Source organism: Rhizobium sp. CNPSo 3670, assembly GCF_057784555.1.
In genome coordinates, this window is sequence record NZ_JBXSOL010000005.1 from 240,431 (window position 1) to 266,791 (window position 26,361).

The 26,361-nt window shown below is 60.9% G+C and carries 23 protein-coding genes and 1 pseudogene; 15 read left to right on the forward strand and 9 right to left on the reverse strand.

Annotated elements, in window-relative coordinates:
• Positions 1–1,812 (forward strand): allophanate hydrolase, encoded by a 1,812-nt coding sequence (atzF, locus tag AC13QO_RS07385; RefSeq protein ID WP_488540312.1) that lies wholly within the window; start codon positions 1–3, stop codon positions 1,810–1,812.
• Between the two features lie 248 nt (positions 1,813–2,060).
• On the opposite strand, the gene AC13QO_RS07390 is transcribed toward atzF, so the two are convergent.
• Positions 2,061–2,753 (reverse strand): GntR family transcriptional regulator, encoded by a 693-nt coding sequence (locus tag AC13QO_RS07390; protein WP_488540313.1) that lies wholly within the window; start codon positions 2,751–2,753, stop codon positions 2,061–2,063.
• A gap of 339 nt (positions 2,754–3,092) precedes the next feature.
• On the opposite strand from AC13QO_RS07390, the gene AC13QO_RS07395 reads away from it, so the two are divergent.
• The 8 genes from AC13QO_RS07395 to AC13QO_RS07430 are packed head-to-tail and all read left to right on the forward strand — an operon-like array spanning position 3,093 to position 10,622.
• Complete coding sequence (locus tag AC13QO_RS07395; RefSeq protein WP_488540314.1) at positions 3,093–4,220, forward strand: BMP family ABC transporter substrate-binding protein; 1,128 nt, start codon at positions 3,093–3,095, stop codon at positions 4,218–4,220.
• A 21-nt stretch (positions 4,221–4,241) separates the two neighbouring features.
• Complete coding sequence (locus tag AC13QO_RS07400; RefSeq protein WP_488540315.1) at positions 4,242–5,372, forward strand: ABC transporter permease; 1,131 nt, start codon at positions 4,242–4,244, stop codon at positions 5,370–5,372.
• Positions 5,372–6,298, forward strand: coding sequence for an ABC transporter permease (locus AC13QO_RS07405; RefSeq protein WP_488540316.1), 927 nt, complete (start codon positions 5,372–5,374; stop codon positions 6,296–6,298). Before AC13QO_RS07400 ends, AC13QO_RS07405 begins: the two co-directional genes overlap by 1 nt.
• A 34-nt stretch (positions 6,299–6,332) precedes the next feature.
• The gene (locus AC13QO_RS07410) at positions 6,333–7,349 is read left to right on the forward strand and encodes a formamidase (RefSeq protein WP_488540317.1); all 1,017 of its coding nucleotides are present in this window, start codon (positions 6,333–6,335) and stop codon (positions 7,347–7,349) included.
• Positions 7,350–7,359: 10 nt separating this feature from the next.
• The gene (gene biuH, locus AC13QO_RS07415) at positions 7,360–8,061 is read left to right on the forward strand and encodes a biuret amidohydrolase (RefSeq protein WP_085780954.1); all 702 of its coding nucleotides are present in this window, start codon (positions 7,360–7,362) and stop codon (positions 8,059–8,061) included.
• Entirely contained in the window at positions 8,058–9,608 is a 1,551-nt protein-coding gene (locus AC13QO_RS07420; RefSeq protein ID WP_488540318.1) for an ABC transporter ATP-binding protein, read from the forward strand. Before biuH ends, AC13QO_RS07420 begins: the two co-directional genes overlap by 4 nt.
• Positions 9,608–10,276, forward strand: coding sequence for a cysteine hydrolase family protein (locus AC13QO_RS07425; protein ID WP_488540319.1), 669 nt, complete (start codon positions 9,608–9,610; stop codon positions 10,274–10,276). The genes AC13QO_RS07420 and AC13QO_RS07425 overlap by 1 nt, the downstream gene beginning before the upstream one ends.
• Positions 10,269–10,622 carry a cupin domain-containing protein gene (locus tag AC13QO_RS07430; protein ID WP_085780951.1) on the forward strand — a complete coding sequence of 118 codons (354 nt, stop codon included), beginning with the start codon at positions 10,269–10,271 and terminating at the stop codon, positions 10,620–10,622. Before AC13QO_RS07425 ends, AC13QO_RS07430 begins: the two co-directional genes overlap by 8 nt.
• Positions 10,623–10,807: 185 nt before the next feature.
• On the opposite strand, the gene AC13QO_RS07435 is transcribed toward AC13QO_RS07430, so the two are convergent.
• Positions 10,808–12,925: a carboxy terminal-processing peptidase gene (locus tag AC13QO_RS07435; RefSeq protein ID WP_488540320.1), complete on the reverse strand. Its 2,118-nt coding sequence runs from the start codon at positions 12,923–12,925 to the stop codon at positions 10,808–10,810.
• Positions 12,926–13,158: 233 nt separating this feature from the next.
• Here AC13QO_RS07435 and AC13QO_RS07440 point away from each other — a divergent pair, with 233 nt between their 5' ends.
• On the forward strand, positions 13,159–13,458 hold the full coding sequence (locus tag AC13QO_RS07440; RefSeq protein ID WP_488540321.1) for a hypothetical protein: 300 nt from the start codon (positions 13,159–13,161) through the stop codon (positions 13,456–13,458).
• 141 nt (positions 13,459–13,599) lie between these two features.
• On the opposite strand, the gene AC13QO_RS07445 is transcribed toward AC13QO_RS07440, so the two are convergent.
• The 7 genes and pseudogenes from AC13QO_RS07445 to AC13QO_RS07475 all read right to left on the reverse strand — a co-directional run bounded on the left by AC13QO_RS07445 (position 13,600) and on the right by AC13QO_RS07475 (position 20,445).
• Positions 13,600–14,922: a type II toxin-antitoxin system HipA family toxin gene (locus tag AC13QO_RS07445; RefSeq protein ID WP_488540322.1), complete on the reverse strand. Its 1,323-nt coding sequence runs from the start codon at positions 14,920–14,922 to the stop codon at positions 13,600–13,602.
• Positions 14,912–15,196 (reverse strand): helix-turn-helix transcriptional regulator, encoded by a 285-nt coding sequence (locus AC13QO_RS07450; RefSeq protein WP_488540323.1) that lies wholly within the window; start codon positions 15,194–15,196, stop codon positions 14,912–14,914. The genes AC13QO_RS07445 and AC13QO_RS07450 overlap by 11 nt, the downstream gene beginning before the upstream one ends.
• Before the next feature lie 284 nt (positions 15,197–15,480).
• Positions 15,481–15,835 (reverse strand): annotated as a pseudogene (locus tag AC13QO_RS07455) (family 4 glycosyl hydrolase); the annotation flags it as partial.
• 35 nt (positions 15,836–15,870) lie between these two features.
• Positions 15,871–17,070, reverse strand: coding sequence for a mandelate racemase/muconate lactonizing enzyme family protein (locus AC13QO_RS07460; protein ID WP_488540324.1), 1,200 nt, complete (start codon positions 17,068–17,070; stop codon positions 15,871–15,873).
• Positions 17,071–17,086: 16 nt separating this feature from the next.
• Positions 17,087–18,448 carry a mandelate racemase/muconate lactonizing enzyme family protein gene (locus AC13QO_RS07465; RefSeq protein ID WP_488540325.1) on the reverse strand — a complete coding sequence of 454 codons (1,362 nt, stop codon included), beginning with the start codon at positions 18,446–18,448 and terminating at the stop codon, positions 17,087–17,089.
• 66 nt (positions 18,449–18,514) lie between these two features.
• Positions 18,515–19,681 carry a mandelate racemase/muconate lactonizing enzyme family protein gene (locus AC13QO_RS07470; protein ID WP_488540326.1) on the reverse strand — a complete coding sequence of 389 codons (1,167 nt, stop codon included), beginning with the start codon at positions 19,679–19,681 and terminating at the stop codon, positions 18,515–18,517.
• Positions 19,682–19,734: 53 nt separating this feature from the next.
• Positions 19,735–20,445 carry a GntR family transcriptional regulator gene (locus tag AC13QO_RS07475; protein WP_488540327.1) on the reverse strand — a complete coding sequence of 237 codons (711 nt, stop codon included), beginning with the start codon at positions 20,443–20,445 and terminating at the stop codon, positions 19,735–19,737.
• Between the two features lie 210 nt (positions 20,446–20,655).
• Here AC13QO_RS07475 and AC13QO_RS07480 point away from each other — a divergent pair, with 210 nt between their 5' ends.
• The 5 genes from AC13QO_RS07480 (at position 20,656) to AC13QO_RS07500 (ending at position 26,354) form a co-directional block, all read left to right on the forward strand.
• Positions 20,656–22,134 carry an ABC transporter substrate-binding protein gene (locus tag AC13QO_RS07480; RefSeq protein ID WP_488540328.1) on the forward strand — a complete coding sequence of 493 codons (1,479 nt, stop codon included), beginning with the start codon at positions 20,656–20,658 and terminating at the stop codon, positions 22,132–22,134.
• 71 nt (positions 22,135–22,205) lie between these two features.
• A complete protein-coding gene (locus AC13QO_RS07485) occupies positions 22,206–23,165 on the forward strand; it encodes a carbohydrate ABC transporter permease (RefSeq protein WP_488540329.1) in 960 nt (319 codons plus the stop codon).
• Complete coding sequence (locus AC13QO_RS07490; protein WP_488540330.1) at positions 23,162–24,052, forward strand: carbohydrate ABC transporter permease; 891 nt, start codon at positions 23,162–23,164, stop codon at positions 24,050–24,052. Before AC13QO_RS07485 ends, AC13QO_RS07490 begins: the two co-directional genes overlap by 4 nt.
• A 10-nt stretch (positions 24,053–24,062) precedes the next feature.
• The gene (locus AC13QO_RS07495; protein WP_488540331.1) at positions 24,063–25,160 is read left to right on the forward strand and encodes an ABC transporter ATP-binding protein; all 1,098 of its coding nucleotides are present in this window, start codon (positions 24,063–24,065) and stop codon (positions 25,158–25,160) included.
• 33 nt (positions 25,161–25,193) lie between these two features.
• A complete protein-coding gene (locus AC13QO_RS07500; RefSeq protein WP_488540332.1) occupies positions 25,194–26,354 on the forward strand; it encodes a mandelate racemase/muconate lactonizing enzyme family protein in 1,161 nt (386 codons plus the stop codon).
• The last annotated feature ends 7 nt before the right edge of the window (positions 26,355–26,361 follow it).

The window sequence follows — 26,361 nt, forward strand, 5'->3', positions numbered from 1 at the left end:
ATGCTGCCGACCATTCTTGATCTGACCAGCCTTCGCGCAGCCTATGAGGCAGGCAAAAGCCCGCTCGATATTATCGAGATCGTCATTGCCCGTCGCAATGACGCGACGGATCCCGCTATCTTCATCACGCCGGCGCCTGATGAAGCCTTGCGGGCCGAGGCACGAGCTCTGATGGAACGGGCGCCTGATCCCAACAGCCTGCCGCTTTGGGGCATTCCCTTCGCGGTGAAAGACAATATCGACGTGGCGGGACTGCCGACGACGGCTGCCTGCCCTGCCTTTTCCTATCGGCCGGAGACGGACGCAACCGTCGTTGCGAGGCTGCGGGCTGCGGGCGCGATCGTCATCGGCAAGACCAATCTCGACCAGTTCGCCACCGGTCTTAACGGCACGCGCTCGCCCTACGGAGCCCCACGCTCGGTCTTCGACAAGAACTATGTGTCGGGCGGCTCAAGCTCCGGCTCGGCCGTTGCCGTCGCCTCGGGCTTGGCGAGCTTCGCGCTCGGCACGGACACGGCCGGCTCCGGTCGCGTGCCGGCGGCTTTCAACAATCTCGTCGGCATCAAACCGACTCCGGGGCTGGTGCCAAATGTCGGGGTCATGCCGGCCTGCCGCAGCGTCGATGTCGTCACCATCTTTGCCCCGACGGTCGGCGACGGCGTCGCGATCCGCAAGGTGATGGAAGGTTACGATGCCGCCGATCCCTTCTCGCGCAAGGCGGTTCCAGCCAGCCTGCCAGCCTCCGGTCTGCGGGTCGGTGTGCTCGACGGTGCCGAGCGGGAATTCTTCGGCAACAGGCAAGTCGAAGCTCTCCATGACGCCGCGATCGAAAGGGCGCGCGCGCTCGGCGCCACCATCGTTCCCTTCGACTATGCACCATTTCGGCAGGCAGCAGAGCTGCTCTACAACGGTCCTTGGGTCGCCGAGCGGCTGGCGGCGGTGAAGGATTTTCTGGCCACGAATGGCCCCGACTTCGATCCGACGGTTCGCACCATTATCGAGGGCGCTAAAGCCTATGACGCCGTCGCCGCTTTCGAAGGCAGATACAAGCTCGAGGCGCTGCGTCAGAAGACCCTGAAGGAATGGGAAAAGGCTGATATCCTGATGCTGCCGACCTCGCCGACGACCTACACGGTCGACGAGATGATGGCGGATCCGATTGTGAAAAACGGCCATTTCGGCCGGTACACCAACTTCGCCAATCTTCTCGGCTGCGCCGCGATCGCCGTTCCAGTCGGCTTCGACGCCGATAATCATCTCCCGGCCGGCGTGACTCTGATCGGCCCCGCCTTCACCGATGATGCCCTGGCCCCCTTCGCCGACGCAATGCACCGGGCGGCGAACGCGGGAATGGGCAAGGACCGCCTCTCGGCAATCCCCGAGGCGAGCCGCGTGCCGCCGGCCGATGACGGCTTGGTGCCGATCGTCGTCGTCGGGGCGCATCTGACCGGCATGCCTCTCAACCACGAACTGACGCGACCGGGCGGCAGGCGCATCAAATCCTGCCGTACGGCACCGGATTACCGCCTCTTCGTTCTGCCGGGCACCGTCCCGCCGAAGCCAGGCCTGATCCGTGAACCCGGTTTTGACGGCAAGGGTCTCGAAGTCGAAGTGTGGAAAGTCACTCCGGAGGCTTTCGGGCGCTTTGTCCAGAACATCCCGGCCCCGCTCGGCATCGGCAAGGTAACGCTCGATGACGGCTCCCAGATTCCCGGTTTTCTCTGCGAGGCTCATGCCATCGAAGGCGCGCGCGAAATTACGGAATTGGGGGGCTGGCGCGCCTACGTCTCAGATCAAATGAAAAAAGCATGAAGCATCGTCTCAAAAAAATCCTGCTGGCGATACTTGCGGGCCTTGAGGCACGAAGTGCTTCAAGGCGGTTCGGCCACTGCAGGATTTCATGACAAGGCGGGGTCGAGACGATATCGCATTTGCCATATTTTTGCTTCGACGCCTGAGGACGATCGCGAACAAGAAGTTCGCTGCGTTATGGACAAAGGCCAGCCGCTGCAGTTGCGGCGGCCATCGCTGTCCCCTTGTCGCAGATGACCTGCAAGATTTCAGGTGCCTCGCGCGCTCGGCTCTCCGGTTGTTGCAAACACCGCGCTCGCATCGCTGACCATCACAACGTGGGAATAAGCTGCCTGTGCGGCAGCGATGCCATCCGCTCGCATGACGGCCATCACGATCCGACCGTGTTCCTCGTAGGACCTTGCCAAGCGACCGGGCAGCCGAAACTGCGCCCGCCGAAATGGGGCGAGCCGTGCCCGTGTCTGCGTCACCATCTCAAAGATGTGATCATTATGCGCCCCGCGATAAAGGCGGGTGTGGAATTCCGTGTTATGCGCCGAATACTCCTCTTCCGCGCCGGCATGCACGAGCCTCATTGATGCCTTATGCTCCAACTCCAGCGTGCGCCGCTCGTCGACTGTCATACGCTCGGCCGAGAGCTTGGCGCAGATCGCTTCAAGTTCCGCCATCGCCTCGAACATCGAATGCAGATAGGTTTCGGTCACGGTGGTGACGACGGCGCTGCGGTTCGGCTCCCGGTCGACAAGCCCCATCGCCCCGAGTTCACGGAGCGCCTCGCGCACCGGTGTGCGCGACACTTCGAAACGAGCAGCCAGCGAGACCTCATCAAGCTTCTCGCCCGGCAGCATCTGTCCGGTCACGATCATGTCCGCGATCGCACGTACCATCTGCTCGACGGTCGTCCCTGCTCTGATGATTTCTCTGCGCCTGGCTTGCTTCAAGGAATGATTCTACACCGTTCTGATTGCATACACATGCCCGCTCAAGCGGGCAAAGTCAAACATCAGTTTATATGATTGATGTATCTAGCAAAATTGTATTCTGCACTATCGGATTCCCAGCACCTTTCAGTCAAACGAGGCAGATGTCGGACGATTTTATAGGCTGTGCATATTTTTTCATCTAATTTTAAGATGAAATTGCATGCACTTCTCGGACACCGGCCGGAACCCTCACAATTTCACACATAGAATCAATAGATTAAAATCTGGCATGACCATTGCATACACTTTTCTGTAACCAATCGAAAACGGCAAAACCGCCGTCAGGGGAGCATTCCGATGACCAGACTCCTTTCCATGAAACGACGTCATTTTCTTCAGGCTTCCGCCGCCGCCACTCTCGTCGGCGCGGCGCCCGGTCTCCTCTCCTCCCGCGCGCTCGCGCAGGCGGCCCTGACCGTCGGCTTCCTCTATGTCGGTCCCAAGGATGACTATGGCTACAACCAGGCGCATGCAGAGGGTGCTGCCGCCGTCAAGGCGGTGCCCGGCGTCACCGTCGTCGAGGAAGAGAACGTGCCCGAGACGGTGGACGTTCAGAAGACGATGGAATCGATGATCAATCTCGATGGCGCCACCCTGCTCTTCCCGACCTCCTTCGGCTATTTCGATCCGCATATGCTGGCCATGGCCGCCAAATATCCCGATATCCAGTTCCGCCATTGCGGCGGGCTCTGGCAGGAGGGCAAGCATCCGGCCAATACCGGCTCCTATTTCGGTTATATTTTCCAGGGGCAGTATCTGAACGGCATCGCGGCCGGCCATGCAACGAAGAGCAAGAAGATCGGTTTTGTCGCCGCCAAGCCGATCCCGCAGGTGCTGCAGAACATCAATGCCTTCCTGCTCGGCGCACGCGCAGTCGATCCGACCATTACCTGCCAGGTGATTTTCACCGGCGAATGGTCGCTTGCGGTCAAGGAGGCGGAAGCCACCAACGCGCTGGTCGATCAGGGCGCGGACGTCATCACCTGCCATGTCGACAGTCCAAAGGTGGTCGTCGAAACCGCCGCCGGCCGCGGCGCCTTCGTCTGCGGCTACCACGCCAATCAGAGCCCGCTTGCGCCGGAGAAATACCTCACGGGCGCCGAATGGGCCTGGGGGAATGTCTATAGCGACTTCGTCAAGAAGGCCCAGGCCGGCGAAAAGCTCGGCAATTTCGTGCGCGGCGGCCTGAAGGACGGTTTCGTCAAGATGAGCGCGCTCGGCCCCAGTGTTCCCGAGGCAGGCCGCAAGGCATTCGAGGCGACGCATGCCGAAATGATGAAGGGCGGCTTCTCGGTCTTCAAGGGGCCGCTGAAGGATAACAAGGGCAACACCGTCGTCACGGCCGACAAGAGCTACGCGGAAGACGCAATCGAGCTCGAAAGCATGAACTATCTGGTCGAGGGTGTCGTCGGGTCGACAGCGTAAACCGCGTGAGGGAGAAGCGCCATGACCGTTCAGGCCAATGATCCCGCAATGCCAGTCGCTTCCGACAACCCAGCCGCGCTGCGTCCCCTGCTCGAATGGATCGCACGCAAGGCGGAACCTGTGGTCATCGGCCTTGCGGCCATCCTGATCGGGCTCGGGCTCTTCTCCCTCTTCATCCTGGCGGTCGGCAAATCGCCGACCATGCTCTTCCAGCTCATGTATACCGGCGGCTTCGGCAGCTGGTTTTCGGTGCAGAACAGCTTAAGCCGTGCCGCACCCCTTCTCCTGACGGCACTCTGCGTCGCCCTGCCCGCCCGCCTCGGCCTCGTCATCATCGGCGGGGAAGGAGCGGTCGTGCTGGGCGGCGTTGCCGCCGCAGCCATGGCCATGCCGCTTGTCGGCGCGGCCCCCGTGTTTCCCGCTCTTGTTCTGATGGCGATTGCCGCCATGGTCGTCGGCGGCATCTGGATCGGCTTTGCCGGCTTCCTGCGCCATTACCGCGGCGTCAACGAAACCATTTCTTCGCTGCTGCTCTCCTATATCGCAATCGCTCTGATGAATCAGTTCGTCGAGGGGCCGCTACGCGATCCGGCCAGTCTCAACAAGCCCTCGACCAAGCCGCTGCCGCCCGAATACATGCTCGGCAACATTCCCGGCATGGATGTGCATTGGGGCCTCGTGATCGGCATCCTCGCCTGCATCCTCTCCTGGATATTGATCGAGGTGACGAGCTTCGGTTTTGCGGCACGCATCGCCGGCGGCAATGTGCGCGCCGCCCAGATCCAAGGTCTGCCGGTCGGCAGGCTGATCGCAGGCTTTTCCGCGATCGCCGGCAGCTTCGCAGGTCTTGCCGGCATGGTCGAGGTCGTGGCCGTCCAGGGGAGCGCCAATGCCTCGCTCGCCGCGGGTTATGGCTATACGGGCATCCTCGTCGCCTTCCTCGCCCGCCACAATCCGCTGGCGATCATCCCGGTCGCGATCCTGCTCGGGGGCATCGATGCTTCCGGCGGCCTCATCCAGCGCCGCATGGGCCTGCCCGATGCCACCGTGCTGGTGCTGCAGGGTACGCTCTTCATCATCATCCTCTTCTGCGAGACCTTCTACGGGCGCTTCAAGATCTTCAATCCCGACCTCTGGAAAAGGAGCCTCTGATGGAAGAGACTGGCATCGGCATCTGGGGCGTGCCGCTCGCGATCCTGGCGGGCGCCATCCGCGTATCCACCCCCTTCATCTTCGTCAGCCTCGGCGAGACGATCACCGAGCGCTCCGGCCGCATCAATCTCGGCCTGGAAGGGACGCTCGTCTTCGGTGCGATGACGGCCTACGCCGTAGCCGTCATGACCAACTCGCCCTGGCTCGGCGTGCTCGCCGCAATGGCGACCGGCGCCATCTTCGGTCTCGTTCACGGCTGGATCTGCAAATGGCCGAAGGTGAACGACATCGCGATCGGCATCGCCATGATGCAGTTCGGCCTGGGCCTCGCCTTCTTCCTCGGCAAGTCCTTCATTCAGCCTGCAGCGCCGCATCTGCCGTCGATTCCCTTCGGTTTCTGGTCGAGCCTGCCGCAGATCCAGGCAGCGCTGAACATCAATGTTCTCTTCATCCTGGGGGCCTTGCTGGCCTTCACCCTCTGGTGGGCCTTCCGGAATACCCGGCTGGGCCTCATCCTGCGCGTCGTCGGTGACAGCACCGATGCGGCGCGCGCCATGGGCATCAATCCGGATCAGGTGCGCCTGCTGGCCACTGCCGTCGGCGGGTCGCTGGCGGCGATCGGCGGCGCCTACCTATCGCTCTATTATCCCGGATCGTGGAACGAGGGCATTTCTTCAGGCCAAGGCTTGATGGCCGTCGCACTCGTCATCTTCGCCCGCTGGAACCCGGTCGGCTGCTTCCTCGCCGCGCTGCTATTCGGCGGCGCCGGTGCGCTCGGGCCGGCGTTGCAATCGATCGGCGTGACCCAGGGCTATTACCTCTTCTATGCTGCCCCCTACGTGCTCACCCTCGTCATCATGATCGCGACCTCATCACCCACCCGTTCGCTTGCCGGCGCGCCTGGCGCGCTTTCCCTCACGAAATGAGCCCGAACGGCATGGGCCTGAAAGGAGCCAAACCATGAACGGCCTCGGCGGTTTGAACAAATCGGAACACGGCGTCGGAATTGGCCTCGTCCAACTGCAGCTCCCCGTCACGGCCACGAGGCAAGACCTTGCCCGCCAGACACAGGCGATCGTCGATCTCGTCGGCAAGGCGCGGCGCAACCAGCCCGGCATGGATCTGGTCGTCTTTCCGGAATATGCGCTGCACGGCCTGTCGATGGATATCAATCCGGAGATCATGTGCACGCTCGATGGGCCGGAGGTCTCTGCCTTCAAGAAAACCTGCAGGGACAACACCATCTGGGGCTGCTTCTCGATCATGGAGTTGAACCCGGAGGGCGCGCCCTATAATTCCGGTTTAATCATCGACGATAAGGGCGACCTCAAGCTCTATTACCGCAAGATGCATCCCTGGGTGCCGGTCGAACCATGGGAGCCAGGCAATGTCGGTATTCCCGTCATCGACGGCCCGAAGGGAGCCAAGCTCGCGCTCATTATCTGCCATGACGGCATGTTCCCGGAGATGGCGCGGGAATGCGCCTATAAGGGTGCGGAAATCATGATCCGCACGGCCGGCTATACAGCGCCGATCCGCGAAGCGTGGCGCTTCACCAACCAGTCGAACGCCTTCTGCAATCTCATGGTTACAGCGAGCGTCTGCATGTGCGGCTCCGACGGCACGTTCGACTCGATGGGCGAAGGCATGATCTGCAATTTCGACGGCTCGATCATCGCTCACGGCACGTCCGGCCGCGTCAACGAGATCATCACGGCCGAAGTGCGACCGGATCTTGTGCGCGAGGCGCGGCTCGGCTGGAGTGTGGAAAACAACATCTACCAATTCGGTCATCGCGGCTATGTCGCCGTCGCCGGCGGGGCTGATGATGCACCCTATACCTACATGCACGATCTCATCGTCGGCAAATACCGCCTCCCCTGGGAGGATCAGGTGAAGGTCACGGACGGTACGTCCTGCGGCTTCGACAAGCCGACGCGCCGCTATGGCGAAACGTTCAAACTCGCGGGTGAATAGGAGAAAAGCGATGGACGCCATGGTCGAAACCAAAGGACATTATATCGACGCCGATCCCTATGCCTGGCCTTATAACGGCGCCCTGCGTGCGGACAATACCGCTCTCATCATCATCGACATGCAGACGGATTTCTGCGGCAAGGGCGGCTATGTCGACCACATGGGATACGACCTGTCCCTGGTCCAGGCGCCTATCGAGCCCATCAAGAAGGTGTTGGCCGCCATGCGCGCGAAGGGCTATCACATCATCCACACCCGCGAGGGTCATCGGCCTGATCTCGCCGACCTGCCGGCCAACAAGCGCTGGCGTTCACAGCGGATCGGCGCAGGCATAGGCGATCCAGGCCCGTGCGGGCGCATCCTCACACGCGGCGAGCCGGGCTGGGACATCATCCCGGAACTCTATCCGATCGAAGGCGAGGCAATCATCGACAAGCCCGGCAAGGGCTCCTTCTGCGCCACCGATCTGGAACTGATCCTCAACCGAAAGCGTATTGAAAACATCATCCTCACAGGCATCACGACGGATGTCTGCGTGTCCACCACCATGCGCGAGGCCAATGATCGCGGCTTCGAATGCCTGCTGCTGGAAGACTGCTGCGGCGCGACCGACTACGGCAACCATCTCGCCGCGATCAAGATGGTGAAAATGCAGGGCGGCGTCTTCGGCTCCGTCTCCAATTCCGCAACGCTCGTGAGCCAGCTGCCATGAGCACGATCCGCGACACGCCACTCCCGCAGGCCGGCAAGGCCGTCGGCATCGACACGATCGACATGACGATGCGCTTCGGCAGCTTCACCGCGCTTGACCATGTCTCGATCAAGGTGCCAGCCGGCAGTTTCCATGCGCTGCTCGGCGAGAACGGCGCCGGCAAGTCGACGCTCGTCAAATGCATCATGGGTTTCTATCACGCGACAGCGGGCTCGCTCTCCATCGATGGTCGCGAAGTGGCGATCGCATCGCCAAGGGACGCGGCGACCTATGGCCTCGGCATGGTCTATCAGCACTTCACGCTGGTCCCGTCGCTAACGGGTGCCGAAAACCTCGTCATCAGCCGCGCTGAAGTCCCTGCCATCATCAACTGGGCGAAGGAGCGGAAGGATCTCGCCGCCTTCATGGAGCGCATGCCCTTCCAGATTTCGCTGGACCGCCCGGTGAGCGAACTGGCCGCCGGCGAGAAACAGAAGCTCGAGATCGTCAAGCAGCTCTATCTCGGCCGCTCCTTTCTGGTCCTCGACGAGCCGACCTCGGTGCTGACGCCCGCAGAAGCCGACGAGATGCTCGGCCTCGTGCGCGGGATGACGGAGCGCGGCGAACTGACCGTGCTGATGATCTCCCACAAGTTCCATGAGGTGACGAAGTTTGCCAATGCCGTATCGATTCTGCGACGCGGCAAGCTTGTCGGCTCTGGAAAAGTCGGGGAAGTCTCCACGGCCGAGATGGCGACGATGATGATCGGCGACGTCAAGCTCGCCGAGCTCGACAGCCGCGTTCCCACCCCGCAGAGCGTCAAGCCGGTCCTCAAGGTCGAGCAGGTCAAGGCGCCTGACCGCTCAGGTCTCAAGACCATCGAAATCGACGAGCTCATGGTTCACGCCGGCGAGATCGTCGGCATCGCCGGGATATCAGGAAATGGCCAGAAGGAATTGACCGAAATCCTCGCCGGCCAGCGCCCCACGGAGACCGGCCGCGTTATCGTCAACGGCGACGCCTACCGCGCGACACGGCCCGAGACGCGCAAGAACAATGTCCGTTTTATTCCCGAGGAGCCGCTGCAGAATGCCTGTGCGCCGCGCATGACGGTCAGCGAAAATCTCGCCTTTCGAACGTTTGACCTCAAAGCAGATGGCAAGGACGCGATCTGGCTGAACAAGGGCAAGATGAGGAAGCGCGCCGCGGCGCTGATTTTCGATTTCAAGGTGAAGACAGCCTCGTCTGCCTCGCCGATCGCGGCACTTTCCGGCGGCAATGTGCAGCGCGCCGTGCTTGCCCGTGAACTCACCGGCAAGGTGGATCTGCTCATCGTCTCGAACCCGTGCTTCGGCCTCGATTTCTCGGCCGTCGCCGAAATCCGCGCCCGCATCATGAAAGCGCGCAATGCTGGCGCTGCCGTGTTGCTGCTCTCCGAGGACCTCGACGAGCTGCTGGAGATGTCCGATCGCATCATGGTGATTTCCGAAGGTAGGCTGGTCTACGAAACGCCGGCCCGCTCAGCCGACATCGGCGTGATCGGCGCCCATATGGCGGGGCATCACTGATGGCGGAGATCAAGGCAGAACCCTTCGCCTTTCCGGCGAAGCACGACCAGCTCGCCCTGATCGTCATCGACATGCAGCGTGACTTTGCCGAGCCCGGCGGCTTCGGCGCCAGCCTCGGCAATGATGTCAGCCGCATCACCAGGATCGTGCCCGATGTCAAACGACTCATCCAGGGCTTTCGTTATGCCGGGCTGCCGGTCATTCACACGATGGAATGCCATCGGCCCGATCTTTCGGATCTGCCGCCGGCGAAACGCGACCGCGGCAATCCGACACTCAGGATCGGCGACGAAGGTCCCATGGGCCGCATCCTGATCTCCGGCGAGCCCGGCACAGCAATTCTGCCGGAGCTTGCTCCGGTCAAAGGCGAGGTCGTCATCGAAAAACCGGGCAAGGGCGCCTTCTATGCGACCAAGCTCGGCGAAGTGCTGCAGCAGAAAGGTATCAAACAGCTGGTTTTCGCAGGCGTGACGACCGAAGTCTGCGTGCAGACCACCATGCGTGAGGCCAACGACCGCGGCTATGAATGCCTGCTCGCCGAGGAGGCCACGGAAAGCTATTTTCCGGAGTTCAAGGCCGCAGCCATCGCCATGATCCGCGCCCAGGGTGCAATCGTCGGCTGGACGGCTCATGTCGACGCGATATTGGAAAGCATCGCCCATGCCTGAAACAACCCGCGAATTGCTGACCTCAGGTGGCTGGAAGGATCTCGAGTTCGGCCCCTTCCGCGATCAGGTGACGATCCACTGGATCCGACCCTTTGAGGGTGATCAGCCAGGAGTAGCGCTGCTGAAATATGAAGCCGGCGCCGGCGTTCCCCGCCACCGGCATGAGGGGCTCGAAACAATTCTCGTGCTCGACGGCGTGCAATCGGATGAAGCGGGCGATTACGGCCGCGGCAGCTACATTGTCAACGGGCCCGGCACCGAGCACTCGGTCTGGAGCGAAACCGGCTGCGTCGTCCTCATCCAGTGGGACCGGCCCGTCAGAATACTGGAAGAGAAAACAGTATGAAGCAAACGATACCACCGCGCGGCCGGGATTGGCAGATCGATGGAGTTGATAAAACTTCCGCTTCCAGTTCCAGCCCCCTTGGAATGACTTGCAGTTGAGCAGATTCGAACTGTCGTTAAACGGACATCTCGCATCATCACCGGTTAGCGCATTCCAAACGACATAGTGCAGTTTATCGGCGCCGCCTATTTCTGCTCCGCCTTTCCCGACGGCTTCGTGGCTGCCTCTACAGCGCCGTCCTGCAAATCCGCCTCGTCCCCGACAATGGCGGCGGCCTCGTCGAGCAGGACGTCCTTCGCCTTCTTGCGGGCATTTTCCATGGCGATATCGGCGCTCAGGCTGCGCTCATCCGCCTGCAGGCCGTCGTCGCCGGCAAGATCGTCGCCATCGCCGGCTTCGGCGCGCGCCTTGAACCGTGCTTCCCGGGCGGCCGCTTCCTTGCGGCGTTCGGCTTCGTTCAGGGAAACGACGCCCTTCTCGCGCTGCGCCTTCAGATCGGCGATGTCCTGCAGCAGACGCTGGAAATCCTGATCGCCCTTGACCCGCGCATCATGGCGGCTCTGCAAAGCCGGCAGCAATGCCGTAACATCACCTTCCGGCGCATATTTCGCCGGCTTGATCTCCGCCCATGGCAGGGCATTGTCATAACTGGTCTCGCCGAAGTTCGCCAGATCCGACAGTCCCGGCAGGCTGATATCGGGGGTAACGCCGCGCAGCTGCGTCGTGCCGCCGTTGATCCGGAAAAACTGGGCGATCGTCACCTTCAGCTCGCCGAATTCGGGTTTGCTGTTGTGCACCACCTGGTCAAGATCGACGACCGTCTGAACCGTGCCCTTGCCGAAACTGGGCTCGCCGATGATCACGCCGCGGCCGTAATCCTGGATTGCCGCGGCAAAAATCTCCGAAGCCGAAGCCGAGCCGCGGTTGATCAGAACGCCCAATGGGCCCGTCCAGGCAGGCGTTTTTAGGTCGGCGCTCTTGACCTCGATCTTGCCGTTGCCGGCGCGCTGCTGAACGACCGGGCCCTTGCCGATGAAGAGGCCGGTGAGATCGATCGCCTCATCAAGCGAACCGCCGCCATTGTTGCGAAGATCGATGAGAACGCCGTCGACCTTTTCCTCGCTCAGTTCGCCGAGAAGCTTGGCGACATCGCGGCTGGCGCTCTTGTAATCCTTGTCGCCCTTGTTCTTGGCTTCAAAATCCTCATAAAAGACCGGCAGGGTGATGATGCCGATCTTGCGGGTGGTCTCGCCCGCCTTCACCGACAGCACGGTCTTCCTGGCGGCCTGCTTGTCGAGGCTGATCTTGTCGCGCACCAGGCTGACGACCCGATGCACGCCGTCGGCGCCGGCATCGGCCGGCAGGATGTCGAGCCGCACCACCGAGCCTTTCTTGCCGCGGATCATCTGCACGACCTCATCGAGACGGGTGCCCACCACTTCCTTGATCGGCCCGTCCTTGCCCTGGCCGACGCCGGTGATGCGGTCGCCGACGCCGAGCTTGCCGGAGAGCTGCGCCGGCCCCCCGGGCACGAGTTCGCGGATCGTCGTATAATCGTCCCGCTCCTGCAGAACCGCGCCGATGCCGAACAGCGACAGCTTCATCGAGACGTTGAAATCGGCCGAAGCAGTCGCACCGAAATAATCCGTGTGCGGGTCGATCGAATTCGAATAGGCGTCCATGAAGGACTGGAAGACGTCGTCGCTCTTGAACTTGTAAGCGCGCTCGAGCGTGTTCTCATAGCGTTTGTCGAGCGTCTCGCGAATGGCCGCATCGTCCTTGCCGCCGAGCTTCAGCCGCAGCCAGTCGTTCTTGACGCGCTTGCGCCAGAGGTCATTGCTTTCGGCTTCCGACTGCGGCCAGGGCGCCTTGTCGCGCAGCACCGCATAATCTTCCTTGCCGCTGAAGTCGAAGCCCTGCTTGAGCAGGCTACGCGCATAGGTCATGCGGTCGACGACGCGCCGTTCATAGGCGTTGAAGATGGCAAAGGGGATCTTCAGGTCCTGCCGCTCGATGGCGTCGTCTATCTCGTTGCGGTCAGCCATGAACTTGTCGATGTCGGCCTGCAGGAAGAGCATGCGGTCGGGATCAAGCGACTTGATGAACTGATCCATCACCCTCGCCGAGAGAGCATCGTCGAGCGGAACCGGCTTGTAGCTGTATCGCGACAGAAATTGCGCGCTCAATTCAGCCGCCTGGGCCTGCCGCGTCAGCGGCTTCAAGACGGGTGGCGCTGCGACCTCGGCATAGGCGGACGGGGCGAGTGCAAGAAATGCACCGAGAAAAACATAGGCTATGCGCATTCAGTCTTGATCCAATTCTTAAGGCCGAGGGTGGATGTATGAACTAAGTGAGGCAATTGTGGTTTTTTGGCAAGCAGGTGAGAATTGTTGGCCGGCGAAGCCAGAAAAAAGCGATCCGGGAATGAATATTGCGACGGCTGGCAAGCCCGCACCCCCCTGCGCTCGCAAAGTTTGGGTTGACCGCTTTCGGCGGCGAGGCGACAGTTGAGCAGCAGCAAGGCAGGAGGAACACGATGGACGAGCAAGACCGCTGGCGCCAGATGGCAAGCGCACCGAGAGACGGCAGCCGCATCCTGGTGACGATCCGAGCATCCGAACAGGGGCCGGCGGAAGTCGACCTCGCCTACTGGTCGCATGGCGATCAGTTCGGCGGAGAAGGCTGGCGCGCCTCGGATTCTTCGCCCGGGCACATCATCGAATATGCCGAGCCGGAGTTGAAATGCTGGATGCCGATGCCCTCTGCCAATCGCGCCTCGATGCCCTCGCCCTGGGAAGGCGAAGACGACGAGCAGCTCGACGGGTCGGGGATTTAGGGAGCCAGACAGTTATCCGAACGAACACAGCAGCTACAACACCACGGCAGTCCCGAGGCGGTCTGCTCCGCAGTCCATGACACGGCCAAGGGAGCGAAGGAAGGCTCCAGGCCATGCGCCTCTTTTGAGCCGCGGCCATCGTCAGGCCCCTCCGCTGGAGATCAGGGTTTCGCGCGCGGTGCGGAATGCGTCCTGCAGTGCCTTGTGGTTTCCGAGGCCTTCGAGGGCATAGCTGTTGAGAAACTGACGCGCGGCGAACAGTTTGCGGTCGACGGGGCTTAGTTCGGCCTCGTCGCAGACCTCTTGCCAGTGTTCGGCGATGGTCGTGATCTGGTGTTCGATAAGCGCGCCAGCTTCCGCCTCTTTCAGGTGATAGTCGGGCGCGGCAGCGAGCAAGGTGGAGAGCGTGCTGGCGCGGCTCTCGCCCTTGATCAGCATCGCCTGCGTGGCTTCGTTGCCTGTGCGGCCTTGCGGGCAGATGTCATAAGCGGGGGTCAGGGTCAGCCATTTGCCGTCCCAGAACGCCGCATGGTTGCGGGCATGGTCGTCGGTGTTCCCGCACAATACGTTGAAGCAAATCCGCCCGTAGAGCTCCTTGAGCGTTTCCTTCGGATCTGTAAAGCGGTGGCGGATCAATTCGGCGAGGTCTTCGTAGGAGGCGTAGCGGGCCATCATCTCATCAAGGCCCAGCATGGTCAGGGCCGAGACCATGGCGTGGCGCGTCCAGCCGTTTTTGGTGTGGCTGCGGTCGAAGCGCTCGATCAGCAGCACGTCCTTTTGCGCGGCACGGGTCATGGATATTGAAGCGGCGTTGAGACCGCACGCACTCGCCAGCCTCATCGCGATGAACTCGGCTTTCACGACGCTGTAGGTGTCGTTGGTCGCCGAGAATTTCGCGATGAACTTCTTCGTGTCGTCGTCGATTAGCGCCTTTGGACGCGCGCCACCGATCGAGGTGCCGTGATTAAGGGCCTGGTCGAGTGCCGAAGTAAGAGGGACGCCTTTTTCGATGAGTTCGGCCGCTTCGAGGAGTTCGTCGAGCGAAGCTTGCGCGGTAAGGCGGGGGACGTACTCCGTGGCCGATGCCTGAAAGTCGAGGGCGCCAATCCGGTCGGAGCCTGACTGGAGCAGGAAGGTCAACTCGCTGATCTCCGGCACGCCGGCAGCGTCGGGTTTCTTACCCGTCAGCCTGTTGATGATGACACGGCGGCCCCAGGCGTCCGGTGAGCCGTCGCGAATGCAGCTTGCCATTTGCAGGCCGTTGATAGGCGCAATGACGCCTTCCTGAAGCGGCAGTTCCGGCTCATAGATGGAAATAGCGTTGTTCCGGCGGCGGTAGCTGGCGCCGTAGGTATAGAGCAGGCGCTCGCCATCCTGGTCGAGGCGGCCGGCCACGACTGGTTCCGTCGCCCCCGGCAGCCACATCCAGACAAAGGCTTTGGTAGCGTCCGCCTTAGAAGTCATCATCGACCTCCTTCACACTGCGGCGGACGCTCTTCGGCATCAGGGTCAGTTTTTCGTCAAGGCGGGCGTTGTGCAGGTGGAGAGTGCGTTCGTCATAGTCGAACAGGCGCACACCGACGATTGAGGCGACTTCGAATACGATGCCGATCTCCGGGCCCGGCGCGCCTTTTTCGATGCTGGACAGGGTCGTGCGGCTGATGCCGGCGCGGTTGGCTAGTTCCTGTGCGGTCAGGCCGCGCTCGGCGCGGCCGACGCGGATCAGCTTGCCGAGCATGGTGAGCGCCTGGTGCGTGACTCTGGAGTAGCTTCTCTGACGGGGCACGATATACTGCTTTGTTCATTTGAGTGGACGCGAGGCCATCTCATGTCCAGAATTTTGTACATTTTGCCATGCGTGTGGCGTCTTGTCAAGGTTTGTTCATTTGATTGGTCATAAAGGTGGCTCGCGGCCATAATTTTGAACATCAGGTGCCGGGCCGCGGCGGTGCGATAGAGTGGAGGGGCGGTTTGGGCCGGTGGTGCCCGGCCAATGGGGCGAAATCTGCGGGGCGGCCGCGTGGACGGCGTCACCTCGATCTCAGCGCTGCGATACGCCTCGGCCTGACCCTTCCAGCGTTCGATCTGCTGGATGCAGCGCTTCGGATATTCATCGAGCGGAATGCCGAATTTCTCGATCAGGTCCTCGCGGCCGGCGTGTGTTCGGCGAAGTGCTCCGAGCTCTCGGTGACGAAATAGCCGAGCCGCGTCAGCATCTCGTAGCGCACCTTGTTCGGGCAGCAGGATTCCAGCCGGGCTTCGGCGCCCTGCCCTCACGATAGGCGCGCAAGAGATCGGGATAGAGGTTGCGGTAGGAGCCGTCGGCCTGGCGATACTCGAACTTGAGATAGAAGGCCATGTGGTTGATGCCGGCGGCGCCCGACAGCATAGACACGGCAGGTGGATGGTGGTTCAGTCGAAAAAGCCCGCGTCCTCTTCCCTGAGGTATTTCTTTGCCGCCTCAGCATCGATATCGAGACCCAGCCCAGGCGCTTCCAGCAGATCCACCATGCTGTCTTTCACGATCTCAGGCGGCAAGCCGATGACAAGGTCCTCCCACCAAGGGTCCGATGCGGTCGGATATTCGAAGGCGACGTAATTTGCCGGCAACGTGGCGCAAACATTGATCAACGCGCCGAGGCCGAGCAGGCCGTTAGCGGTGCCGTGCGGTGCCATCAGGATCGAGTGCATGTAGGCGTGCTCGGCGACCCATTTGAGCTCGGCAATGCCGCCAATATCGGCTGGATCGGGGCCGATGACGCGGACTGCCTGCGTCTCGATCAGTTCCTTGAAATTGTGCCTGAGGTAGATCTGCTCACCAGTGTGGATTGGCGTCGAGGTGGAGGTCGTCAGCTCGCGATAGGCCTGCGGATTGACCCACGGCACGTAGTCGCCGGTCAGCATGTCCTCGAGCCACATCAGATTGTACTTCTCGACCGCGCGAGCGAACCTGATCGCGTCGGGCAGCATCCAGCCCGGGCCGCAGTCGAGCGCCAGGCTGACCCTGTCGCCCAGCACTTCCTTCATCGCGATCACGCAGTCGAGCATGTGGTTGAAACCCCGCTCGCTGATCACGCCCTGATCCATAGCACCGTGATAGCCGGCCTTCTTCTGCGTCACGCCGTAGTGGAAGCCCTCAACGGCGTTCTTCATGTTGGAGTGGAACGAGATGTCCTGCTTGATCATGAAGAAGTTCTGCGGCTGCTCCATCATCCATTTGACGTCAGCGGCGTAATCCTCCGGCCGCTCGTCCGTGCGTTTTTGGCGGACCGAGCCGTTGTAGACGCGCACCTTATCCCGCACCTTGCCGCCGAGCAGTTTATAGGCGGGCACGCCCACGGCCTTGCCGGCAATATCCCAGAGCGCGTGCTCGATCGCGCTCACCGCCGCGCCATACGGCTTGAAGGAGCCGCGCTGGCGGATCTTCAGCATCACTCTCTCGACATCGGTCGGGTCTTCGCCGATCAGCGCCTCACGGAAATGCAGCACAAAGGGCTTGAGATAGGTCTTGGTAAATTCGACTTCGCCCAGGCCATATAGGCCCTCGTCGGTTACGATGCGAACGATCGGGTGTCTGCCGATAACGGCACAGCGCAGGTCGGTGATCTTCATCTCAGTTCCATCAGCCTCAACTCCAGGTGCGATCCCAGGAATACTCATCATCCCAGTGATCCGTCGGCTGCCAGATGCCGGCGACCCCCGGCTGCAGATGCTGCGAGATCACCTCGTCGACGACGTCGTCGATCCCCAGGCCCGGCTTATCCGAAACAGTGATGAAGCCATTTGTCACCAGCGGCTTGGGAATGCCGGTGACGATATCGTCCCACCAGTCGACATCGGCGGAATGGTATTCGAGCGCCATGAAATTTTCGGTTGCGGTCGCGACATGTGCGGCGGCCATCGCGGCGATCGGACTTTCTGCCATGTGGATGGCCATGGCGACACCCCGGTCCTGCGCCATGTCGCCGATCTTCTTGGTCTCTAGGATGCCTCCAATGGTGAGCAGGTCAGGATGGATAACGGAGACACCGCCGCTGTTGAGCAGCGGCTCGAAGCCCTCCTTGAGATATATATCCTCGCCGGTGCAGATCGGCACCGTGGTGGCGTCCTGGAGTTGTCGGTATTGCTCGGTGTACTGCCATGGGATCACATCCTCGAGCCAGGCCGGCACATATTTTTCGATCCGCCTGGCAAGGCGGATGCCATTCTGCATCGAAATATGGCCGATATGGTCGATCGCCAGCGGTACATCCATGCCGATGACCTCACGGACCTCGGCGATGTATTGCTCGAGCAGATCGAGGCCCTTGTCCGAAAAGTGCAGACCGGTAAACGGGTGCGGGACGTTATGCAGATCGTACGAAGCATTGCGGATCCGCCGCTCTTCTATGGTCTTCAGCGGCCCCCGAACGGGGCTGGTTCGGTACCCTTCCAGTGAACCGGCAGGAAAGACGACCGCACCGGGCACATCAGCGATCTGCATCAGACCCAGATCCATCTTGAGGAAGGTGAAGCCGAGTTCCATGCGCTGCTTGAGGCGCTTGCCGGTTGCGGTGCCGCTCGCCACAGCGGCGTCGGTATCGCAATAGAGGCGCACTTTCTCCCGGAAACGCCCGCCAAGCATCTGGTAGATCGGGACGCCATAGGCTTTTCCGGCAAGATCCCACAAGGCGATTTCAACCGCCGATACGCCGCCACCTTGCCGGCCGTGGCCACCGAACTGCTTGATCCGGCGAAACAGGCGGTCGATGTCGCAAGGATTTTCGCCAAGCAACCGGCTCTTCAGCATCAGTGCGTAGGTGGCGCTTGCACCGTCGCGCACTTCGCCCAGCCCGACGATGCCCTGGTTCGTATGAATCTTGAGCAGCACCGAGGCGAAAGGCGCGCCGGTAATTTCGGCTACCCGCATGTCGGTGATGCGAAGGTCTGACGGCCTGGAATGCGTGTTCACCCGATTGAGCGCCTCGTCGGCCGAATATGCCTCTGGCATGACTTTTCCTCGTTCTGGTGGGGAGCCCATCGCCGCGCACGTTGGGGCGGCCGAGAGCCTTGCTGGCTAGTCGAACTCTATTTCATGGTCTTGAAGGTATTCGCGGTTCATCTCAATGCCGAGACCCGGCTTGGGCGTAAGCGTGAGGCTTCCGTTAGAAACATCGAGCGGTGTGTCGATGAGGTGATCGTATTTGCCGAGGTTCCATTCCGACGTTTCGAGTTTGTAGAAGTTGGGAACCGTCATCATCACCTGCGCTCCGGCAACCACATTGATCGGCCCTGCGGCGTCATGCGGCGAGACCGGGATGTAGTAGGCTTCACACAGGGCGGAAATCTTCTTGAGTTCGGTAATGCCGCCGGTCCAGGTCACATCGGGCATGATGTAGTCGGCGAGCCTGTTTTCGAGCACCGGCACGAAATCCCATTTCGTGTGGCCGCGCTCGCCCCAGGATATAGCGGCGCTGACCTTCTCGCGGACCTGTCTGAGGGCGTTGAGGCTCTCGGGCGGACAGGGTTCCTCGAACCAGTCGATCTGACCGGCTTCCTCGAGACTGCGGCAAAGGCGAATGGCGGTAGGAACGTCGAACCGGCCATGCGCATCGATGAGGATGTCGACGTCAGCGCCCGCCGTTTCGCGGATCAGGGCGGTGAGTTCGGCGGCCTCACGCTCATCCTTGCGCGTCATGCTGCCATCGAGGTAGCCGTTTCGTTGTTCGCGAGCCAGTCCACCAGAGGCGATGCCCTGGTATGGGAAAGGATCGAACTTGAGCGCGGTGTGACCGGACTCGAGGATGTCTCGAATTTCCCTGACCACCGCCTCCTTGCTTGTAAACTTGGCCTGGTTGGGATGGGTGTAGAGCGCAATTTGATCGCGTACCGGTCCGCCCAGGAGCTCGTATATCGGCTTGCCAAGGGCTTTGCCTCGGATGTCCCAAAGGGCTATGTCGATCGCACTTACGCATTCGACGGCGGCGCCGCGACTCCCCATGTAGGTGAAACTGCGGAATATCTTGTGCCACAGATACTCGATCCGCGCAGGGTCCTCGCCGGTCAAAGCGGCGCCGATCTGCCGCAAGATCGTGCACAGGGCCCGATTGGCGAGCCTTGTCGTGGTGGTGATCTCTCCCCAGCCGCTCACCCCCTCGTCGGTCGTCACTTCGACGAACAGGAACTCTCCCCAATAGGAAGCATCGGACTTGATCAGCCACGGCCGAACGCTGGTGATTTTCATCTCAACTGCCTTTACCTGAACTGTTTCGGGTAACGATATTCATGCCAAGCATTTCATCCTGCGCGAGCGGCGTTACGCGCACGCATGTGTTCGAGGATGTGCCGCCCCGAGCCTTCGACATGGCGTGCGATAAGTTCGGCTGCCTCGTTCGCCCTTCCGGCTTTGACATGCGTGATAAGCTCGCGATGCTCGCTCAGGATCGCCGCACGCCGGGCAAGCGTAAAATCGAAGCGGCGGCTCACCGCTCGAAGCACTTCGCGATGCTTCCACCAAAGCTCAGCGGCATGGCGGTTGTAGTGCTTCCGGTACATGACGGTATGAAAGGCGGTATCCAGTTCGCTATGCCTTAGCGTGTCGGTAAAGTTGTTCTCTTCAATGAGGCTTTGGATGCGTTCGAGTTCGGCAATGTCCTCCACCGTCGCCATATTCACGAACCAGCGCGTCAGTGACGGCTCGATCAAAACGCCAATTTCGTAGATATCCCGAACAAAGTCCTGATCGATGGGCCGAACGCGCGCTCCGCGGTTGGGAACGAAGGTGACAAAGCCCTCCCCGCGCAGCAGTTGCAAAGCCTCCCGCACTGGGTTGGTCGAGGTGCCGTGACGCCGCGCGAGATCGGTGATGACGAGCCGCTCGTTAGCCGCGAGCCGCCCCTCGATAATGTCGTCCCTGATCAGTTGGTAAACAGACGCGCCCTCGCTTGAGGCCCCAGTAGCGTCGATCCCCTCGGGCGGCTGCGCTTTGAATTCGCTTGTTTCGGTCAAGACCGTCCCCAATCCATACACACATTCACGGGATATCATGCAAAACTACCCAAAACAATGTACGATTTTCTTCAGTTGACAGACAATCTGCGACATGAAAACGTACGATAAGGTCGAAGGGATACATTAAGTGGGAGAATCCCACGGCCTGGGAGCAAGACCGCTCGCGTCGACGTAGAGCGGCTTGGGAGAAAACCTGGGAGAATACCTATGACGAGTCTTTCGCTCGGCGGTGCCCTTGTACGCGGCACCGTATCCACTGCTCTGATGGTATCGCTGATGTCCGTGCCTGCGCTCGGTGCGCCGGTCGACTTAAGCCAGTGGTCACCGCAATATGTGCGCTCCATCGCCGGCACGCAGGAGTTCGACACGGCGGCCGATTGCGCCAAGGTCACCCCCCTCGACTATAAGGGTCGGCTGACATTCTGGTATCAGGGCGTGTTCGAGGGCGACCCCGACCTCCTGCGCCAGTATTACAAGGACTTCTTCGAGACGTTCCGCAAAACCTATCCAAACATCCAGCTCGAGGAACAAGCCCTCACCTATAACGACCTGCTGGACAAGTTCCGGACCGCGCTCCTTGGCAATGCAGCGCCGATGGCGGTCCGCCTGCAAATCCTGGGCGGCACCGAGTTCGCCTCAAAGGGTTATTTGCAGCCGCTCAAACCCGAGGATGTCGGCTACTCGACCGAGGATTTCTGGCCGGGCGCCATGAAGGCGGTCACCTGGGAGGGAGTGACCTACGGCATCCCAACCAACAATGAGACGATGGCGTTCATCTGGAACGCCGACATCTTTAAGCGTGCAGGTCTCGATCCGGACAAGGCTCCGGCAACCTGGGACGATGTCGTCAAATATTCCAAGCAGATCCACGACAAGCTCGGCGTTGCCGGTTACGGCCTCGTGGCTCGCAAGAATGCCGGCAATACGCCATACCGCTTCATGCCGCAGCTATGGGCCTATGGCGGCGGCGTCTTCGACGAAGCGACCGCGAACCCGACCTATAAGGAGGTCCAGCTCAATAGTCCGCAAAGCAAGGCGGCATTGCAGGCCTCCTACGATATGTATGTTCGCGACAAGTCGGTTCCGGTCTCGGCGCTGACCAACCAGCAGGCCGACAACCAGCCCCTCTTCCTCGCTGGCCAGCTCGGCATGATGATCTCGCACCCGTCCGACTACAACGTCATGCTCGACCTGCAAAAGAAGACGACGGGCAGCGACAAGGAAAAGGCGCAGACCGTCATCGACAACATGCGCTACGGCCTCATTCCGACTGGTCCGGACGGCAAGCGTGCCGTCGTGTTTGGCGGCTCCAACATCCACATCCTGAAGCCCGAATATGTCGAAGGCGGCAAGGTAGACGAGCCGGCTGCAAAGGCCATCATCTGCATGTGGACGAGCCCCGAATGGTCGCTGAAGATGGCCTATGCCGGCTCGAATCCCGGCAACCTTAACGGCTTCAAGACCAAATGGATGAAGGAACGTCTTGATAACATCAAGTTTCTTGATGTCACGACTTCGATGCTGCCCTACGGCATCCCGTTCCCGGCGCTGCCACAGTCGCCCGAGATCATGAACATCATCATCCCGGACATGCTGCAGAATGCCCTGACCGGGGCCATGACCGTCGACCAGGCAGCGGACGACGCAGCCAAGAAGGTAAAAGACCTGATGGCCGGCGGACTCTAGTCATCCTGACGATCTGACCGGCTGCACTTTGATTGCAGCCGGTTTGTTCCGAAGAATAAGGGCACCGCACAGTGACGATCTTGACTGGCAAGGCCGAGGCTCACGCAAGACTGCAGTCCGACCGGTCGGGCGTGCTGCGAAACATCTTGGAGCATCGCGCCGACTATGCGTACGTGCTTCCCGCGATCGCCGTGATGCTGATCGTCATCGCCTACCCGATCTACTACACGATCGAACTGTCGTTCTTCAATACACCGCCTGGCCTGCAGCTCCGCGACAAGAGTTTTGTCGGCCTCGACAACTACACCGCCATCCTCACGAGTTCGGTGTTCTGGAAAGTCACCTCGAATACTCTTATCTGGACACTCGGATCCACTCTCATTTCATTCGTTCTGGGATTTGCCTGCGCTCTGGCGCTCCATCGCGAGTTTGTCGGCCGCGGAATCCTGCGGGCCATCCTGATCATTCCCTGGGTCATCAGCGCGGTCGCCGCGTCCTATATCTGGAAGGGGATCTACCATTCGGACTTTGGGATAATCGGCGCGGTGCTGGTCGGCCTCGGATGGGCCGATCGGCCGCCGAATTTCATCGACAGCGTCAGCACAGTGCTGCCCTCGCTGATCGTCGTCAACATCTGGCGAGAGTTTCCGTTTGCCATGATCATGATGATGGCTGGCCTGCAGACCGTGCCCGACCAGTTGCTGCGCGCCGCCAAAGTCGACGGTGCCAATGCATGGCAACGGTTCTGGCACGTCACCTTTCCGCACCTGAGAAACGTCTCGACGGTGACAGTCCTTCTGCTGGCGGTGGCAAACTTCAATTCGTTCATCATCCCCTGGATCATGACCGGCGGCGGGCCCTCGAATGCGTCGCATATCTGGATCACCCACATTTATGAACTCGCCTTCGGCCGCCAGCGCTGGGGGGTGGCATCGGCTTATTCAGTGCTGCTGTTCTTGATCCTGATGTCGCTCGGCTACTTCTACGTCCGCGCGCTGAGCGGGAATGAGCAGAAGGATGGGAGCGCATGAGCACAATTGCCGAGACGGCTCATCGCAGCCAGGTGCGCCGGCGCATGCGCATCGACGGGTGGCGGTGGGGCGGACGCATCTTCCTTGTATTCATGCTGCTTTACACCGCATTACCGATGGTCTGGATGCTAATCACCTCGATCAAGTCCGGCTTCGCTGCCATGCAATTCCCGCCTCAATGGTGGCCGGACCAACCCACCCTCGCCAGCTACCAGAAACTGCTCGATCCGCAAAACAGCGTCGGCCAGGACTTCCTGCGCTTCTTCTGGAACAGCCTTTTCGTCTCCACCGCTACGACAATCCTTTCGGTGATTGTGGCGGTTCCTGCGGCCTACGCGTTTTCGCGCTTCACCTTCCCGGGCCGGAACTTTCTGTTCTTCGCCGTCCTGCTTCGCAATATGTTCCCGGCAGTAATCTTTCTCGTGCCACTCTTCATCCTGATGCGCGCCATCGGACTGGTGAACACGCATGGGTCGCTGGTCCTCACCTACCTTACATTCGGCCTGCCGCTGGCAATCTGGCTCCTCAAGGGTTTCTACGACAATATCCCGGTGCAGCTCGAGCAGGCCGCGCGCATCGACGGGGCGACGCGGTTCCAGGCCTTTCTCCTGATCGTCATGCCGCTCTCGGCGCCGGGCATCATCGCCACGGCGATCTACTCCTTCATCGGCGCGTGGAACGAGTACATCTACGCCTACACCTTCCTCTCCAAGAACGAGCAATTGACGCTGCCGGTCGGCATCCAGCGCTTCTTCTCGGAAAACACGACGGACTTTCCGGGCCTGATGGCGGCAAGCTTCATGATGAGCGTGCCCGTCGTCGTCCTGTTCCTTGTCCTTCAACGATACTTCGTACGCGCCCTCACCGAAGGCGCAGTCAAGCACTAGGGAGTTGCCGGTGGCCCACGTGGTCCTCAAAGATCTGGTCAAGACCTATGGCGCCTTCAAAGCTGTCAACGATGTTTCGTTGACGGTCAATGACGGCGAATTCGTTGCGCTCGTCGGCCCTTCAGGCTGCGGCAAGACAACCACGCTCAATCTTGTGGCGGGGCTTATACCCATCACTTCCGGCGACATCGTCATCGGCGACCGGGTGGTCAACGACCTCGACCCCAAGGACCGGGACATCGCAATGGTGTTCCAGAACTACGCGCTCTATCCGCAGAAATCCGTCTACAAGAATCTGGCGTTTCCGCTGCAGATGCGCAAACTGCCAAAGGACGAGATCGACAAAAAGGTCAGGGAAGCAGCGCGCGTGCTCGACATGACGCAGCTGCTCGAGCGCAAGCCACGCGAACTTTCGGGCGGCCAACAGCAACGCGTGGCGCTCGGCCGTGCGCTCGTTCGCGATCCGGCAGTATTCCTGATGGATGAACCGCTTTCCAACCTCGACGCAAAGCTGCGCGTACAGATGCGGTCGGAGATCAAGCGTTTCCACCAGGATCTCAAGGCGACGATCATCTACGTGACGCACGATCAGCTCGAAGCGGTCACCATGGCCGACAGAATGGCGGTGATGAACGGCGGCTATCTGCAGCAATACGATACTCCGGCGCAGGTCTTTGCCCATCCGGTGAACATGTTCGTCGCCAGCTTCGTCGGCAGCCCGGCGATGAGCCTTGTTCCGCTAGAGGCATCAACGGCAGGCGGCAACACCGTGTTGACCGGCGCGGAGGGATGGCAGCTTGAGCTCTCGCCAGAAAATGCCCGGAAGGTCGAAGGGGCAACAACCAGGAAAGTCGTGCTCGGCGCACGTCACTCGACGATCAAGCTGCACAAGAGTGCGATGCCTGGAAGCATCCCTGCCAAGGCTTACACGGTGGAGCCGACCGGAGACGTTACCTTCGTACAGGCGTTCCTGTCAGGCGCGATCGTCAATGTCAGCGTGCCGCCGACAATCGCCGTCGCGCCCGACGAAGAGATCTGGCTCGAGTTCGATCAGGAGCGGATGCATCTGTTCGACGGTGAAACGGAAATGGCACTGAAGGCCAGCTGAGACCACGCGGATGCGTGTGAAACGAGGGCGTGGATGACGAAGCTTAAAATCACGGCGATCAAGCCCTATCCTGTATGGGTTGGAACGCGCAACCAGATGCTGGTCAAGATCGAGACCGACAGCGGGATCTTCGGCTGGGGCGAGAGCGGCTTGAGCGGTCGCGAGAAGGCCGTGGCCGGCGCGATCGAGCACTATCGCGAGTTTCTCATCGGTCGCGACCCGATGCAGATCGGTCGGATCTGGCAGGAGCTTTATCGCAGCCAATATTTCGAAGGCGGGCGCGTCCTGCAGGCGGCGATTTCCGCGATCGACATTGCCCTTCACGACATCAAGGGCAAGGCGCTGGGGGTTCCAGCCTACGAACTGCTGGGCGGCAAGCAGCGCGACCGCATTCCGACCTTCGCCTCGACCGGCGACGAGGCCGAAGGCGAGGTTGCCATCGAACGAGCCCGCGAACTGCGCGCACAGGGTTGGCAGGCGATCCGTTTCTTCCCCTTCGGGCAAAGCAGCAAGGACATCTTCGAGCCGCGGGTGTCGATCGGGCCTACCGCACGGATGCTGAACAGGGCGCGCGAGGCGCTCGGCGATGACGTCGTTCTCGGCATCGACTACCATCATCGGCTGTCGGTGGCAGAGGCGGCGAGCTTCTGCAACAAGCTCGGCCGTGGCGTGCTTGATTTCCTCGAGGAGCCGATCCGAGACGAAACACCTCGGGCATACGAATCCCTGCGCAGAATGACCGACATCCCGTTTGCCATTGGGGAGGAATTTGCCAGCAAGTGGCAGTTCCTGCCCTACATCGAGCGTGGCATCCATCAGTTCAACCGGCTCGATGTGTGCAATGTGGGCGGGCTCACCGAAGCGATGAAGGTCGCAGGCTGGAGCGAGGCGCACTATGTGGACCTGATGCCGCACAATCCCCTTGGTCCAGTCTGCACGGCCGCGACCATCCATCTTGCCGCGGCGGTGTCAAATTTCGCCTGGCTCGAGACAAGGGCGCCCGAAGCAAAACTGGGCTTCGACAATTCCGACTTCTTCCCCGTGCAACCACGGCTCGACGGCCCGAACTATCCGGTCAGCGATCTGCCGGGTCTCGGCGTCGAGGTCAACGAAGAGGCGATTAAGGCGCAGAGCTTTCGTTTCTGGGAGGCGCCCCACCTGAAGCGCCGCGACGGTTCTGTCACTAATTGGTAGCTTCATT